This is a genomic window from Halorubrum vacuolatum (genome assembly GCF_900188065.1).
Classification (GTDB): Archaea; Halobacteriota; Halobacteria; order Halobacteriales; family Haloferacaceae; genus Halorubrum; species Halorubrum vacuolatum.
In genome coordinates this window covers 66,444-81,777 of sequence record NZ_FZNQ01000014.1, presented here as the reverse complement: position 1 = coordinate 81,777, position 15,334 = coordinate 66,444, and the positions used below count along the sequence as shown (strand labels likewise).

At 62.2% G+C, this 15,334-nt stretch carries 14 protein-coding genes; 6 read left to right on the top strand and 8 right to left on the bottom strand.

Going from position 1 to position 15,334, the window contains the following annotated elements; all coding sequences use genetic code 11:
- Nucleotides 1–240: 240 nt before the first annotated feature.
- Complete coding sequence (locus CHB65_RS12465) at nucleotides 241–1,974, bottom strand: helix-hairpin-helix domain-containing protein (protein WP_089385395.1); 1,734 nt, start codon at nucleotides 1,972–1,974, stop codon at nucleotides 241–243.
- Nucleotides 1,975–2,318: 344 nt separating this feature from the next.
- Between CHB65_RS12465 and CHB65_RS12455 the strand changes: the two genes are divergently transcribed.
- Both CHB65_RS12455 and CHB65_RS12450 read left to right on the top strand, forming a co-directional pair.
- Nucleotides 2,319–3,479 (top strand): thiolase family protein, encoded by a 1,161-nt coding sequence (locus CHB65_RS12455; protein WP_089385394.1) that lies wholly within the window; start codon nucleotides 2,319–2,321, stop codon nucleotides 3,477–3,479.
- Nucleotides 3,476–3,907, top strand: a complete 432-nt coding sequence (locus tag CHB65_RS12450; RefSeq protein ID WP_089385393.1) for a Zn-ribbon domain-containing OB-fold protein — start codon at nucleotides 3,476–3,478, stop codon at nucleotides 3,905–3,907. The genes CHB65_RS12455 and CHB65_RS12450 overlap by 4 nt, the downstream gene beginning before the upstream one ends.
- Nucleotides 3,908–3,944: 37 nt before the next feature.
- Here the strand turns inward: CHB65_RS12450 and CHB65_RS12445 are convergent, their stop codons facing one another.
- From CHB65_RS12445 to CHB65_RS12430, 4 genes are all read right to left on the bottom strand, one after another.
- A complete protein-coding gene (locus CHB65_RS12445) occupies nucleotides 3,945–4,766 on the bottom strand; it encodes a metallophosphoesterase (protein ID WP_089385392.1) in 822 nt (273 codons plus the stop codon).
- A gap of 18 nt (nucleotides 4,767–4,784) precedes the next feature.
- Nucleotides 4,785–6,404, bottom strand: coding sequence for a hypothetical protein (locus CHB65_RS12440; RefSeq protein ID WP_089385391.1), 1,620 nt, complete (start codon nucleotides 6,402–6,404; stop codon nucleotides 4,785–4,787).
- Entirely contained in the window at nucleotides 6,401–7,675 is a 1,275-nt protein-coding gene (locus tag CHB65_RS12435) for a Single-stranded DNA binding protein (RefSeq protein WP_089385390.1), read from the bottom strand. Before CHB65_RS12435 ends, CHB65_RS12440 begins: the two co-directional genes overlap by 4 nt.
- 66 nt (nucleotides 7,676–7,741) lie before the next feature.
- Nucleotides 7,742–8,386, bottom strand: a complete 645-nt coding sequence (locus tag CHB65_RS12430; RefSeq protein ID WP_089385389.1) for a DUF7344 domain-containing protein — start codon at nucleotides 8,384–8,386, stop codon at nucleotides 7,742–7,744.
- A 434-nt stretch (nucleotides 8,387–8,820) separates the two neighbouring features.
- Here CHB65_RS12430 and CHB65_RS12425 point away from each other — a divergent pair, with 434 nt between their 5' ends.
- On the top strand, nucleotides 8,821–9,369 hold the full coding sequence (locus tag CHB65_RS12425; RefSeq protein ID WP_089385388.1) for a DUF7344 domain-containing protein: 549 nt from the start codon (nucleotides 8,821–8,823) through the stop codon (nucleotides 9,367–9,369).
- Nucleotides 9,370–9,432: 63 nt separating this feature from the next.
- Here the strand turns inward: CHB65_RS12425 and CHB65_RS12420 are convergent, their stop codons facing one another.
- Both CHB65_RS12420 and CHB65_RS12415 read right to left on the bottom strand, forming a co-directional pair.
- Entirely contained in the window at nucleotides 9,433–10,344 is a 912-nt protein-coding gene (locus CHB65_RS12420; protein ID WP_143420416.1) for a hypothetical protein, read from the bottom strand.
- Nucleotides 10,341–10,946 carry a DUF7344 domain-containing protein gene (locus tag CHB65_RS12415; RefSeq protein WP_143420415.1) on the bottom strand — a complete coding sequence of 202 codons (606 nt, stop codon included), beginning with the start codon at nucleotides 10,944–10,946 and terminating at the stop codon, nucleotides 10,341–10,343. The genes CHB65_RS12420 and CHB65_RS12415 overlap by 4 nt, the downstream gene beginning before the upstream one ends.
- A gap of 520 nt (nucleotides 10,947–11,466) precedes the next feature.
- Here CHB65_RS12415 and CHB65_RS12410 point away from each other — a divergent pair.
- The 3 genes from CHB65_RS12410 to CHB65_RS12400 all read left to right on the top strand — a co-directional run bounded on the left by CHB65_RS12410 (nucleotide 11,467) and on the right by CHB65_RS12400 (nucleotide 14,422).
- Nucleotides 11,467–12,096 (top strand): hypothetical protein, encoded by a 630-nt coding sequence (locus CHB65_RS12410; protein ID WP_245809968.1) that lies wholly within the window; start codon nucleotides 11,467–11,469, stop codon nucleotides 12,094–12,096.
- A gap of 39 nt (nucleotides 12,097–12,135) precedes the next feature.
- Nucleotides 12,136–13,260 (top strand): DUF1102 domain-containing protein, encoded by a 1,125-nt coding sequence (locus CHB65_RS12405; RefSeq protein WP_089385385.1) that lies wholly within the window; start codon nucleotides 12,136–12,138, stop codon nucleotides 13,258–13,260.
- A 169-nt stretch (nucleotides 13,261–13,429) separates the two neighbouring features.
- Nucleotides 13,430–14,422, top strand: coding sequence for a hypothetical protein (locus tag CHB65_RS12400; protein ID WP_089385384.1), 993 nt, complete (start codon nucleotides 13,430–13,432; stop codon nucleotides 14,420–14,422).
- An 83-nt stretch (nucleotides 14,423–14,505) separates the two neighbouring features.
- On the opposite strand, the gene CHB65_RS12395 is transcribed toward CHB65_RS12400, so the two are convergent.
- Nucleotides 14,506–15,330 (bottom strand): hypothetical protein, encoded by an 825-nt coding sequence (locus CHB65_RS12395; protein ID WP_089385383.1) that lies wholly within the window; start codon nucleotides 15,328–15,330, stop codon nucleotides 14,506–14,508.
- Between the last annotated feature and the right edge of the window lie 4 nt (nucleotides 15,331–15,334).

The window sequence follows — 15,334 nt, the reverse complement described above, 5'->3', positions numbered from 1 at the left end:
AACAGAGTAATCGATTCTAATACTCCATTCACTTTTCTACCTACCGTCTGTCTCATTCTACATAGTGACTGAAGAATAGGATTTCAACAGGGCCAAATCGTGCTATTCCGATCTCCCGTCGGGTGTTTCGTGTCCGAACTGTCTGCCGTCATCCCCGTGAGGTCCGTACCGATCCGCTGGCGGAGTCGGTTGAGCGGGCTTCCGTACCAAACGAGCGGTTAAGACGGCCGTTCTCGTATCTCAACTGTCGTCGGGTGACGGCTCAACGTAGAGCTGCGTGTGCCCTGCGGGAGGACTCGTTTGCAGGAAATACCTTCCCGGTCCGTGCTCGGACACGTCAAACGTGGCGTTCACCGACCCGTCCTCTGCAATCGATATCGGCTGTTCATCCAATTTATCACCTTGCTGTTCGGTCAACAGTTCGAGCATAACCTCATCATCAGGGGAGAGGTTTGAGTCGCCGGTAATCTCCGCCTCCGGATCAATCCGACGATACAGGGCGTTATTTTCTTGCTCGAGTTCAGTCTCGTAGTCCCAATGGATCCTGCGCTTCTGGTCTCTCCGCCTAACGACAAGTTCCGTGTGCCCTGCGGGAGGGCTCGTTTGCAGGAAATACTCTCCTGGCCCGTGCTGGGATAAATCAAACACGACGGAGACCGACCCATCTTCTGCAATCGATATCTCCTGCTCGTCCAATTTCTCACCTTGCTGTTCGGTCAACAGTTCGAGCACAACCTCATCATCAGGAGAGAGGTTTGATTCGCCGGTAATCTCCGCCTTCGGAGTCATCTGACGATACAGGGCGTTATTTTCTTGCTCTTGTTCAGTCTCGTAGTCCCAGTGGATCGTGCGCTTCTCACGAGTCTGAACGAGTTGCAATGTACCGGTGGCGCTGTCATCGGGACTGCTGACGGTGACATCCCCTTCGCCGGGCTCGAACTGGTCAGTCCCCACGTCTTCGAAGATTACCTCCCTCGATTCACTTGCCTGCAAGGTGAGGTCGATGTCATCCACTTTCTCGCCGAATACCGACAGTTCGATAGTCTGTGTGCCCGCTTCCTCGCCGAGATTTATTATCGAAGTCGTCACATCGAAACTTTCGCCTTGCTCGGCCTTCGTTTCTTCCGGTTGGATGACGTCGATGACAAACTCCAGCTCGGCGGGCTCCGCATCGAGGAGGACCGCCGCCTGACAGAACTCCTCTTGAGCCATCGCCACCTCGAGCGCTCCCGCCTTGTCACTGTTGAGGACCTCGTCGAGTGCGGTCATCGAACCTTTGAGCCGCTCGAACGATTCCGGCGTGACCGTTCCCGCCTCGGCCAGGTTCTCGATTACGTCAGTGAACTCCCGTTGTGCGGCGACGAGTTTCTCGAACGACTCGAGGGGATCTGCCGGTGAATTGTCGACAGCGGCGACGATCATGTCCTTCGTGTTCTCCAAGATGTCATCCACGTGATCGGCGCCACCTGCGTCCCTGAGGAGTTCCCGAGTGAGTCCATTCCCGTAGGTAAAGAGCCGATCCTGGATGGGCTCCCTGTAGATGCCCCTCGCGAAGGTTCGATGGGTATCCCGTAACGTCCGGTTGAGTTCGTGATCCCCGAACAGTTGTAGCTGGCTCGCGACTCCCTCTTCGAGTCCGAGTTCGATCTGCTGATCCCTCCCCTCGATCGAGAGCGTTTCGAGCTGATCAGCGACTCCCTCTCCGAGTCCGAGTTCGATCTGTTGATCCCTCCCCTCGATCGAGAGCGTTTCCTCCGGTGATCGGGATCCCCGATCGCTTCCACCGTCTTCGTCCTCGACGATGGTGCTGGCGGCCGACCGGTATTTGAGGGCACGGTCGTGGTGGATGTCGTCAACGGCGGTCAAGTCGCCCGGATCGGCACGGGCGATCTCGGTCACGCTCTCGAAGCCGGCCTCTCGCAATCGTTGTGCGCGGGCCTCGTCGACGCCGGGGATACGGGTGAGGTCGGTCATCGATCACCCGACACGGGTCGCTGTGTGTATATTCGGAGACGTTGCATGGACTACCGATCACAATAGTTGGGCAAAAATGTTTTCTATAATATAAAAATAATGTCAGTGAATGCACTTTAAACCCGCTCACGACGCGTCAGTTCCTCGATGCCGTGCTCAAAGATTTCACGTCCCATTGCCGTCGACCGATAGTGCGTATAAAAACTCCGGCTATCGGCAGTCCGTCGTTGGCGTCGTCGACGAGTCCACCATCGACCGACTCGTGGAGATGGCACACAACCACGGGTCGGGTGACCCGTGGAACTCTCGCTGTCTTTTTACACACACCGGGCGGATCGGAACCCATGGAACGTGTCGCAATCATTGGCGCGTCGATGACCCGGTTTGGCCAGCGTGACGCCTGGGTGCGCGAGCTACTCGCGGAGGCGGGCGAGGCCGCGCTTTCGGACGCCGGTATCGACGGCGACGACGTCGAACACCTCTACGTCTCGAACATGGCGAGCGGCGAGTTCGAGGGCCAGACGGGCGTGCCGAACGCGCTCGCACACGACCTCGACGCGCTCCCCGCGTACACCGCGCGGATCGACCAGACCTCCTCCTCGGGCGGTGCGGGCGTCTACGCCGCGTGGCAGTCGGTCGCCGCCGGGGCGAGCGAGCTCACGATGCTCGTCGGCGGCGAGAAGATGACCCATCGGACCACCGCGGAGGCGACCGACGTCATCGCCTCGCTCACCCACCCGGTCGAGTACAAACACGGCGTGACGCTCCCCTCCTTCGCGGGACTCACCGCGAGACTCTACCTCGACACCTACGACGCTCCTCGCGAGAGCCTCGGGAAGGTCGCCGTGAAGAACCACCGCAACGGCGTGGACAACCCCCACGCGCAGTTCCGCAAGGAGGTCGACCTCGACACGGTGCTCGACTCGCCGATGGTCGCCGACCCCCTCCGGCTGTACGACTTCTGTCCGATCACCGATGGCTCGGCGGCGCTCGTCTTCTGCCCGGAGTCGGTCGCCGCCGAGTACGTTCCCGAAGGGGAGTACGCCGTGATCAGCGGCATCGGCGGCGCGACCGACACCCACGTCGTCCACGAACGCGCCGATCCGACGACGATGGGCGGCGTCGTCGACTCCTCGACGATCGCCTACGAGATGGCTGGCATCGGTCCCGACGACGTCGACGTCGCGGAGCTGCACGACATGTTCACCATCCTCGAGTTCCTCCAGAGCGAGGATCTCGGGTTCTTCGAGAAGGGCAAGGGATGGAAGGCCGTCGAGGAGGGCGTCACCGACCGCGACGGCGAACTCCCGATCAACACCTCCGGCGGGCTCAAATCCAAGGGCCACCCCCTCGGCGCGAGCGGGGTCGCACAGGTGTATGAGATATATCAACAGCTGACCGGCAACGCCGGACCCCGACAGGTCGAGGCCGATATCGGACTCGCGTGTAACGTCGGCGGGTTCGGAAACTGTGTCACCACCACGATCATGGAGGCAAGCCAATGAGCGACCAGAACAGTGGAACGGAATCCGAGGCGACCCCCGTATTCGAGGCGGCCGAATACGACGACGGCTCGATCACCTATCCACCGCATCCGGTCGGCCCGAACGGCAGCGAACGCGTCGGCACGGTCGATCTGGGCGAGTACGACGCGCGGGTCATCACGTGGACGACCTCGATGGCGACCCCGCCGGGCGTCCGCGAGCCGAACACGCTCGCCATCGTCGAGTTCGACCTGGGGGAGGGCTACGACGGCCCGCCGGTTCGCGCGCTGGGCCAAGTCGCCGAGGACGCCGCGGGCGACCCCTTCGACGTCGCCATCGGCGACCGCGTCGAACCGGTCCACGTCGCCGAACTCCGCGAGCCGGGTGCAGGGATCCGTGAGCCGGAGAGCCAGTCGTGGGACGGCTTCCGGTTCCAGCCGGTCGAGTGACCGGTCGGCTTCGCGCACGGATCGGCGAGCCGTCTGCTCACACCCGTCGGTAGTCGCCGAGCCGCGTCCCGTCGAGGAGATACGCGTCCGCGCTGGGAAGTGCCGCAGGGAGAAACGGCGAGAGGAACGACTGCCCCTCGACGTTCACCCACGTCCCGCCGGAGCGCTCGTTGAACGCCGGGAAGACGACGAGTTCGGGCGGGGGTGTCGACGTGGAGGGATCGCTCGCCGCCTCGGCGGCGTCGCCATCGCTGTCCCCGAGAAACGCCACCGGATCGATACCCCCTCGGAGCCACGCGCGCTTCGTCCGGGAGCCACCGACCGCATCGGCGAGGCGAACCTGTGGATGTTCATGGCCCATACAGATGACGTCGACATCGAGCAGCGCCGGGTTCGGCCACGTGTGGCCGTGGAGCACGCCGACGCGACCGGCGTCGTCCCTGTCGTCCCCATCGTCACCGTCGGAAGCCAACACGCCCCCGGTCGGTGGGATCACGTCGATGTCGTCGGCGAACGCCTCGGCGACTCCGCCGTCGTGATTCCCCTCCACAAGCGTCATCGGGACCCGATCGAGAACGGTCTCGATCAACCGATCCAACTCCTCGCGCTCCGCGCCGTCCGGCGCGCCGATGCGGTGCGCGAGGTCCCCGAGGACGACGAGTCGGTCCGCATCGGTCGTCTCCAGGAGTTCCACGAGACGTTCGCGACGCTTCCCGGCGTGGCTATCGAGTTCGACGCCGCGCTCGTATCGGAGGCCGACCTCGATCCCGGCGTGCACGTCCGCGACGAGCAGGACCCGCTCGGCTCCGAGGTCGGCGACCGCGGCGGGTCGGCCGACGACCGGCTCAACCCGCGCCATGCGTCACCCTCGGGGCCATCAGATCGCTTTCAACAGGCCGTCGCCCGGCTCGTAGCATCGCCCACTCATCAGGGCGTCCTGAATCGCGTCCTCGACCGCATCCGGGGCCGCTCCGTGCTCGTCCGCGACCGTCTCGATAACCGCGTCGCGGTCGGCCCCCTCGCCGTCATCGAGCGCCTCCATCGCCTCGACGGCGGCCGTTTCGAGGTCGACGCCGGCGGATGCATCGGCCTCGATCGCCCCCGCATCGGCGTCCTCCGTTGAGTCCTCGGCGGAGACCGTCTCCGAGAGATCATCGACGACGTCCGCTGGATCCTCCACTGTTGCATCGCCGGCATCGAAGTCACCGAGTCCTCCGGTCTCAGTCGTCGACGCTGACGCCGTCGCCGACGATTCCGCCGAGGTGTCGAGATCGGGTTCGGGAACGTCGATGTCGGCCTCGCCCGGATCGTCGACCTCCGAGCCGGTCGAAAACTCCGTCCCGAACTCCGATTCGATCCGATCGCGCTCATCGTCGTCCATCTCGTACATCCCCTCGTCGTCGACGGAGTCGGCGTCGTCCGCGTCGGCATCGCTGACAGCGGTGCCCACGTCGACATCGGCGGCATCGTCAAGCGACGAGTCCGCTTCCACAGCCGGCGAATCGGACCGATCGGCTGTCTCCTCGGATACGTCCGGTTCCGTAGCATCGAAGTCACCGAGTGCATCCGATTCCGTCGTCGCTTCGGCGGATACTGCTGGCGTCTCGGCAGCGGTTCTGTCGGATGTCTCCGCCGGCATGTCGGACCCGTCATCGATCGATCCGTCCGAATCAACCGAATCCGTCGGTTCCCCTGAGTCCGTCGAAGCCGCCGAATCTACCGCCGGAGCGGACGAACCGGACGAATCGGAAACCGCGTCCTCCACGATCGACACGGCCGTTTCGGGGAGCGGACCGACGGCGACGTCGCCGCCTGCATCGGGGGTGATGTCGTGTGCGCGGACCTCGGTGCGCTCGCCGGCGACCACCTCCAGCGCGTCGACGGCCATCCGTCGGACGGCCTCGACGTACGCCGCCGACGTGTCGTAGTGGTCGAGTGCGAGCGGGATACCCGCCGCGAGTGGCCCGGGCGCTCCACCTGCCTCAAGTCCCTCCCGAAGGTCGTCGCCACGGAGCGAGGAGTTCCGGGCGAGTTCGAGGACCGCGAGTCGCTCAAGCGTCGACTCGGCGGCCGCGACGATCCAGCGGTCGCGGGTGTCGGCGTCGACCTCGCTGACGCTCTCCGGGCGCACGGAGGTGAAGACCCGGTCGGAGTCCTCCGGCTCGAAGGTCCGTGCCTTGCCGGTCAACGCGACGAACGAGGGCGTCTCCGCGCGTTCGAGGAACGTCTGTGCCTCCGGCTGGTACTGTCCGGCGTAGGTGACGAACGCGCCCGAGGGGTCGACGATCCGACCGCGCCGCGTGTCGTCGTTGATCCGTTCGACCTCGGTAAGCACGCCGACGGCGAAGAGCCGGTTGATCCGTGCGCCCGTCGGCGTCACGACGTAGTTCGGGGCCCGCTCCTCGTCGCTTTCGGAGTACGAGAGCGAGGCGTCGTCGAACTCCGCGGCGAAGGGTCGATAGGCGACCTCGCGGGCGCCCGGGCCGTCGTCGCTCATTCGCGCACCTCCGCGAGCGCGGCCCGCGCCTCGGCGGCCGGATCGTCGCTCGCGCGCTCGAACGTTGAGGCATCGAGGTTCGCGCCGTAATCGTCGACCGAGAGGTTTCCGCGGACCCGATAGGCACGTCCGACGAGCGTCTCCGCGATCGCGTCGGCGACGACCGACTTGTCCATCGCCTCCGTCGCGGCCGCGAGCGCCGCATCGAGCCCGCCGCCGTACACCTCGGCCGTGAGGTCGGCGTCGAGGACGACGGTGACCGTATCGGTCCCGTCATCGAGGATGGCCTTCACGCGGAGGTCGTCCTCGGCGTCGACCGCGCCATGACTGCGACACTGCCCACCTTGGACGACCCGGCCGCACTCGGGACAGCGCTCGATGAGCCCGGAGCCGTCGCGGATCTCGAGGACGTTGCCGACGACCTCGACGTCGAACATCCCGCCCGAGTCGACCGCGTCGGCGATCGGGAGCCGCGGGGCGTCCTCGGCGACGTCGATCGGATCGGGAAGCGGCGTGACCGTCGAGAACTCCGTGAGGTTGATCGAGGGAACGCCGCGAAACTCGCGGATGTACACGTCCTCGATCCGGAGGTCCGCACCCGGCTCGACCGTCGGACGGGGTTGCCAATCGGTGAACGGCAGCTTGGCAGTCTCATCCCCGAGCACTCCCTCCGTGATCTCCGTCTCGCCATCGCGTCCCGAGATCGTTTTCGAGTCGACCTCGAGGACCCGCACTTCGACGTTGCGGCCGCGGTCGCCCGCCTCGAGGTCGATAAGCGCGCGGTCGCCGCCGATCTCGTAGTCGACCTCGATCGGCTCCCCGGCGACGGCGACCGTCGTCGACTCGTTGAGGTTGAGTTCGGGCTGGCCATCCCACTCACGAACGCCGGCGTTACCGATCGTGAGCGAGTCGCCCGGCTCGAAACCGAAATCCTGCCAGGCGGTGTAAGAGATCCGGCCGGTCGGATCGGCGAGTTCGCCCTCCCGGATCGTGATATCATCGCCCTGATAGCGGATCGTCCGGGTGCCGACGCTCAGCACGCGAACGGTGACGGTGACGTTGCCGTGGTCGGTCGAGATCTCGCCGACGTCGACGCTCGATGGCGTCGGGGTGGATCCGCCGCTCCCGCCGCCGTGTTTCCGGCGAACGCTCTGTTTGGCTTCCTCGATCGGGACGCTGTACTCCAGTAGGTTCCGTAGGTCGGCTGTGACCTCCTCTTTGTCGACGCCGAGGTCGGAGGCGAGCTCCTCGGCATGGTCGGTGACGTCCATCGGCACTCGGTTCGGCGCGGCCGCACAAAAGGCTACGCCCCCTGCCCGAACACGGATAGCTGCAGATCACAACCGAAGGGATCTTCGCCAGTAGAACATGGCTCCAAGGAACACCCCGGCAGTAATCATTACTGAGATTATCGAAGCGACAACGGAATAATTGATCGCGATGATCCCGACCACTATGCTGTAGCTGAGCACCAATACGGCGCTGATCCACCATTTCCAGCTCGCCTTCTCTTGCACCACGAACAGGTAGGGTTCGACTTGATCCGCTTGAGAAAGCAATGTAACGACTCCACGACCCCGATTGTACTCGATGAGGCCGAGATCGGCTAACTTCGGAAGATGCGTCTGGTAGAGTCCGATGTACACACGCTTGCGCTGTTTCGAGGTGATGAGGGTAACCTCGACGTCCTGTTCTATCGAAGCGACCTGCTCGGACAACTCCCCAACTGTGGCTGTGCGATCGTCTTTCGTGAAGAGATATCGAAGCACTCGTCGACGTCGACTGTTACGCAACACGTCAAACAGGTCGTCCAAGGGCATTTCATCGACCTCTTGATTGGAAGCAGACGGTACGGGTGGCTTACTCAGTGATGGTGGCTCGTTCGTCGGGATGGAACCGTCAGTCCCACCGGAGAACTTGTGGGACGCGTTCGGATCGGAATTCTCCTTGCCCATTGTACTATACACGATCCTCTGTTTCATCTCGATCCAATAGGAATTGTACGCATATATATTTATTTTTGTTTATAATTTATATCCGACAATACCGTTCTTATTTAATACAGATGAAATAATCGATTAAAGGTGACCTCAGACGGCAAAGCGCACGAGCACGAAGCTATACGACCGTTTGAAAATGCAAGCGAACCCTGGGTTCAAACTCGATCGCAGAGCACTTGATCGTATGGCTGCATACTTTTGTTTGACACGACTCTTTAGCTCACAGCCGGCAGTTCAGGCAAGGCAATTCTATCATCGATAACGGGACGATTCGTTGTCGAAATCCGTCGCCAAGGCGAACTCATGTGTGGAGCGGCGGTGAAGTGTTACAGCACATGGGGCCCTCCTAAACGCACACTCGTTCCTGTTTTGGTGGCAATAACAAAGCCCTGACCGAGCGTAACTCACTTGATACTGTGATATCGAATAGCGCAACGACGACACTCTCCGACGATGAGATCTTCGAGCTGCTGGCTAATCCTCGCCGGCGGTTCGTGCTGCTGTCGCTCCGAGAGTCGGGCCAAGCGATTCCACTCACCGATATCGCCGACTCGATGGCCGGGGCAAGCCGCGATGTCGGGGTCAGTGGACCCGATAGAGCGGAACGGAAGCGCGCGTACGTCTCGCTATATCAGACGCACATTCCCTCTCTGGTGGACGCCGGTGTCGTCACCTATGATGCAGATTCCGGCTTCGTTGCGCTCACCGACCGCGCCAACATGCTTTTTCCATTCCTCGACCTGTCCGACCACGATGACGACTGGGCGATGCGATATCTCATCATCGCGGTCGTTGGGCTGGTCGTCTACGTTCCAGCTGCGTTCGTCGGTACCCCGAGCCAACTCGCCGTCATCGGCATGATTTTCCTCGCAAGCGTGCTCCTCGTCGGAGTTTTTCACCGACGAGCCGTTCGACCCTCGATCAAGAGACGCACGAAGCGGCGGATGACTCGACGGTGGGCGTGACCATCCATGTCGTCTTTGAGGAGTGCCCTAGGGTTCGATTTCAAGGTCTTAAATCCGCTTTCGTTAGGCTTCTTCCTCCGAGCGTAATCGGATCGGGCACTCCTCATTGTTGACCTCATCAAGGTCTGCAGCCAGCGCGAGAATCCTCTCACGGTCCTCCGTCGCCAGCGCGGCGTCCACGTCGGCGATCAGTTGCGACTCCGTTTTCGGATAATTCACCTCCGGATGCTGGCTGTTCAGTAGTCCCGCCGTTGCCGCTCGGAGCAAGATTTGTTGGGCTCCGGATACACCCGAACCGCCGCCCCCATCAAGCGCTTCGCGTAGGGTCAACTCATCGAAATCCACGGCGTTCCCGCCTTGACCCTGTGTACCGGTGACGGCGAGTGTAAACACGTCCGCGACGCGCTCGCTCGGACCGTAGGTGTCGGTATCGGTCCAGATCCCGTTGCGGTATGCGGGTTGCCTCCAGAACCCCGGAGAGCAACCTTCGACCCGCGCACACTCGCAATTGACCTCGACGAATCGTTTGTCAACGTGTCCGTTAGCGATGACGGCTTGGTCGATACCTTTGGCGATGATATCGAACGAGACAGTGCTCGTCGTATCGGTTCCTGGCTCACACTCGACAGTGATCGTTATTCGACCGATCTCGCCAACGTCGATTTGATCGGGGACGGCCAGCGTCCCTTCGTTGACCACGAGGTCTGCGGGTTCGACGGTGAGGTTTTCGATCACGATCTCGTCGATCGTCTCCTTGAGTTGATTTGTAATCGTGACCAACTCTATCGATCCATCGCAGTTCACCGTCAGGGGTTCTTGATTGTAGACGAGCCTTAGGTACGCCTCCTCGTCGCCGACGACACGGATCGTCGCTCCCCGTTGTGACTCCACGCGGGAGGAGGCCCCGCTCGCGAGAAGGGCGCTGCCGCCGAGTGCGGTCGCACCCATGCCCGCGACGAACATTCTGCGGTTCATCGCTCCACCCCGAACAGATCGGCCGCGGATCGCCTGTTGCGATGCTCGTACAGGAGATGTCCGAACGCCGCCGTCCCGAACACGCCGAGTAGGATAGCGATGACGAGGTGCCCGCCGAGCCAATCGAAGGGGTATGTCCCGAGATAGCTCGCGCCCCCAAGGATCGCGCCGATTGCGACGAGACCGGCGTACAGCCAGCTCCACGGAATGTCGTTGCCCGGGTCGTACTCCAGGTACAGCTTCGCGTATCTCGCGGCGTCGGTGACGGTTATCATCCCGGCCTCACGATCGTATTCGACGAACCCGGTTGCGTCGAGATACGGAAGGTGTACCTGACGGAGCGCGGAATAGATGCACATGCGATCGCTCGGATTGAGGTTCGTCAGTGGCTGGTCGTACTGCCACGCGGTGACGTGATCGACGAGCTCGCTGAGCGCGACCGGTGCCGACTGTTCCTGGAGATAAAACAGCGCGCACCGGCGACGTCCGTTGCTCAGCGCCTCGAAGACGTCGTCGCGGGAGAGACTGGACCGGCCGATCACGGTATCCACCTCCGTTTCGATGCCGACCGACCCCTCGACCGTCGTATGATTGGTTTCCATGATGTGTGATGTCAACTCCCCGGCCGATCGGGTCTCCCTCGAGCCGAGGACGCTCGACTGCACGTCCTAACGTCTCTTTCATACTTTGCTACGATTGGCATAACCGACCGGTAGGCGATCGTTGCCACTCAGCAGTCTCCCCGACGAAGGGGAAAAACCGAACGACGCTGGGGCTATCGGGGGGGTTTCCTGCTCGCCTCCAAACGGGAGAACGGATCGAGGCCGGTAGCCCCGGACAACCGCTCGCTATCCATCTGTTAGGGGCACCATCGCGTGTCACTTCCGTCGATGGGTCACTGCCTACCGGGTCGTCGCGAAACAGTCGCTGCTGCCTACCACGATTCTATGATCGGACTCTCCGCTTATAGGAGAATGCTCAGTCATTCTAGGGGTATCGTCGGCGAACGTGTCGCTCTGCATAACAAAGTGGGATACCGTCCTGTGTATGGTTGCGCATTCCACCCTCAGCGGGGTGATCGGTTCCGGTGGAACAGCTCACACGGAATGCGGGTGAAAAACCATGCAACGACGAAACTTCCTGGTTGGCGTTGGCGGCGCAGCAATCGGCGGAAGCGCACTCCTCGGCTCGGGCGCGTTTACCCGCGTTGAATCGCAGCGGAACGTGACGATCGCCGTCGCGGCGGACCCGGACGCGTACCTCGGAATGAGCGTGATCGAGGAGTCGCTCAACAGCACGAACTATGTTGACCTCGACGAGAAGGGGCATCTCTTCATCGACATCGGCGAGAACCCGAACGGTGGCCAGGGTGTGAACTCCGACTCGTTCACATACTTCGACGACCTGTTCCGCCTGTGCAATCAGGGCAAAGCGGACGCCCAGATCTCCTACCAGCTCCCCGAGGCCGGATTCGACGAGAGCGGGAACTGGGAGTCACCTGACGAGAGATACGACGAACCGATCATCTCGTTCTACTTCGTGCGCGATGACGGCACGCGCGTGTTCATTGAGGAGGGAGAAGAGGTCCTGCTCGAAGTCGGCGAGTGTGACAACATCGGCCTTCGGACCGTGACCAAGAGCGTCAACGCGATGGAGAACGACTACCTGATCGACGACGAGATCGTCATCACTGCTGATTCGCCCGGTGCCGGCGCGGTTGGGAACGGCAACTCGGAGAGTAACAACAGCTGATAGAGGAATCTCGAACATGAACCAAGGAGGCATCTAAATATGCAACGAAGAAATTTCCTCGTCGGCATCGGGTCGGCCTCTGTGGGCGGGAGCGCGCTCCTCGGTACGGGTGCCTTCTCGCGCGTGGAGTCACAACGAAACGTGACCATCGCGGTCGCCGAGGACCCCGACGCGTACCTCGGGCTGGACAAGTGTCCGACCCCGAACGGGAGCTACGTGCACCCAGACGAGAAAGGGCACATGGAGTTGTTGATGAACCCCGACAACCCCACGATCGGCGACACGCCGCTCGGATCGGGGATCAACTCGAACTCCCGGTCGCAGTTCGACAACGTCTTCCAGATCTGCAATCAGGGCAAGGAGACGATCTGTGTCCACATCGAGGACGACGAATCGTGGCCAACAGTACCCGAAGGAGTCGGCGGCGATGTCGGCGAACGCCGCGTCGAGTTCTATCTCGGCGACACACCCGGTGTGTCCGTCGTCGGCATAGAGAATGCATTCCCGCTCGCCGTCGGCGAGTGTGTCTGTATCGGCATCCTAACCCGGTCACATGGGCTCGTCGAGGGTGACGAACTGCTCGACGCGCTGGACAACGAGATCCGCATCATCGCCGATGTGGACGGGGACTGCGTTCCCGAGACGTGCCCTGACCTTTCGGTCGCGTACGAGTGCACGACCTACGTTGACGAGGGTGACAACTTCCGGCGTACCGGGACGCGCTTCCGCGTGACCAACAACGGACCTGTGGCGACGACCTACGATCTCGCAGTTGCGAACGAACCTGGTGACTGGCGTAGTGGGCTTTCGGTCGGTGCGAATAGCAGTACCACGCCTGTCGCAGACGCGAGCGTCCCAACGACTGCGCTTGTCTTCTGGACCTGTGCGAACGGCGAACCCGCTGGGGCACAGACGTGGGGTGAGTACAAGGAGGAAAACGAATTCGATGACCTCGAGGACTGGTACGAGCAAGTCGGCTCGGTCTCGCTTGTGCCATCAGGTGCCCCAAGCGATGTCAACGACGACCTGCTCGTGGCCGAAGCCACGAACATCCCGGATGACGAACCGGATGAAGACATCGACGCGGCTGACTTCCCGGACATGAGTCAGGAAGCGGAAGACGATGGCTGGATCGCCTGCGTGAAGTTTGACGATCAAAACTGATCGCTCGATCCACATCTCACCGGACGAATATTTTTGTACAGGGCTGATCGGCTGGGTCTTCTCAACTACTGATAAGGACCCCGCTTGCGATACTCCCATCGAGCTATCCCGCGGTTAGGCGGTGCGTAGTGAATATCTCACCCAGTGTATCGACAGTCGCAGAACAATCATGAACGAAGATGTAAACGATGGGACGGTCGGACTGGCGAACAGACGCCGAATCCTGCAGGGGATCGCCGCCACAGGCGTGACGAGTGCGCTCCTTGCCGGCCCGGCGAGTGCGCGCGGCAACAACGGCCGAGGTCGCGGCCCACACGAGCGGTGTTCCTGTCCGGAGGGGGCGTCGTTCCTGGCGAAATACGACTTCGTGATCGACGAGGAAGGGTGCTCTTTCGTGCTCGCGGAGGGCGAGGACGTTATCGAGATCACCGACTGGGACAGCAAGGAGGAGGAACCGTGCGAGCCGGTGACGATCTACTACGAGTCGCCGGGCTACGAGATCGAGCAGGTTTGTGCCTTCGGAGGCCGGGACACCGACACCGACGACGATCCCGACGGTGTATTCGACTCCGACCTCACCAACCCCGGTGGCCGGCAGGCCGCGATCAGCAACGTCACCTTCTGCGGCTCCCCTGTCGATGAAACGGCCTGTCCCGAGTTGACGGCCCGATACGAGTGCACGACCTACGCGGACGAGGGGGACAACTTCCGTCGCACTGGGACCCGATTCCGGATCACCAACACCGGCGGCGCGCCGGCGAGCTACGATCTCGCGGTCGCGAACGAACCCGGCGACTGGCGATCGGCACTCGAGATCGATGCAAACAGTGACCAGGGTCGCGTTGCGGACGCGAGCGTTCCAACGGCTGGACTCGTGTTCTGGGCCTGCGCGAACGGCGCACCCGCTGGGTCACGGACGTGGGGTGCGTACAAGGACGCGAACGGCTTCGAAGATCTCGAAGATTGGTACGAGCACGTCGGCTCGGTTGCGCTTGTCCCATCTGCCGCCCCGGAGGATGTGAACGACGACCTGCTCGTCGTGGAAGTGACGAACATTCCGGATGGCGAACCGGATGAAGACATCGACGGTGGTGACTTCCCGGACATGAGTCAGGCCGCCGAGGAAAACGGCTGGATCGCCTGCGTGAAGTTCGACGAATAGTCGAACCTCCCCGGCCTCCGCTTTTATAAACAGCTAACGGATCAGAACTTGTTTTGCTTGCTTGTCGATCGCCGACGAGTGGCCTACCGCTCCATCCCTTCGAAGATCGTCGAATTACAGTCGGCACAGGCGGTGGTCACCGACGTGACATTGCCGCGACAGCAGGACCGCGTAACCGTGGTCTCCGCCACGACGTCGCCGCCGCAGTCGGGACAGCGATCGACGAAGGTTCGGAGCGCAGCGAGCAGGCGCGTCCGGTCCCGCGGCGGCAACGACTCCCAGTCGGGCACCCACGTTTCCAGCAGCGCCTGACTCGTGAGATCCGCGAGGAACGCCGGGCGTGAGGGCCACCCGCCCGCACGGACGCCCTCGATCCGGACGAACAGCCCATCGTCGTCGGCCTCAAGTTCGATTTCGTCGCCGTCGACGGCGAGCGTCGTGGCCAATCGATTTCGAACGGCCTCATCGTCCAGTTTTCCGATCTCCAGGTCCCATGCCGCCCGATACGCGTCGGTGAGACAGAGGTCGTCTTCCTCCGGGCAGTCGATGACGACGTTCGCGGACAGCAGGATCGTTTCGATATCGATCGGTTCCTCCGCATCGCTCTGTACCCCGGAAGAACGTGTGATATCGTGCTCAGCTCCGATCGCATCGTGGACTGACTCGGGGAGATACGTAACGAGCGTCGGCGTACCCGGGATCAGATACCCGCGAAGGGCGATGACCCCTGCGGAGAACACGAGCACGATCACGGCCGCCGGGATGGAGACGACCCCGACACCGACGGCGATCAGGATCGCGAGACACGCGTTGAGGACCGTACAGACGCGACATCGATTCTCGCCGGTGTACTCGGATTGATGCAGTTTCTGAATCACGCCGACGGGTTCGATTCGAATACCGTTCATGCTG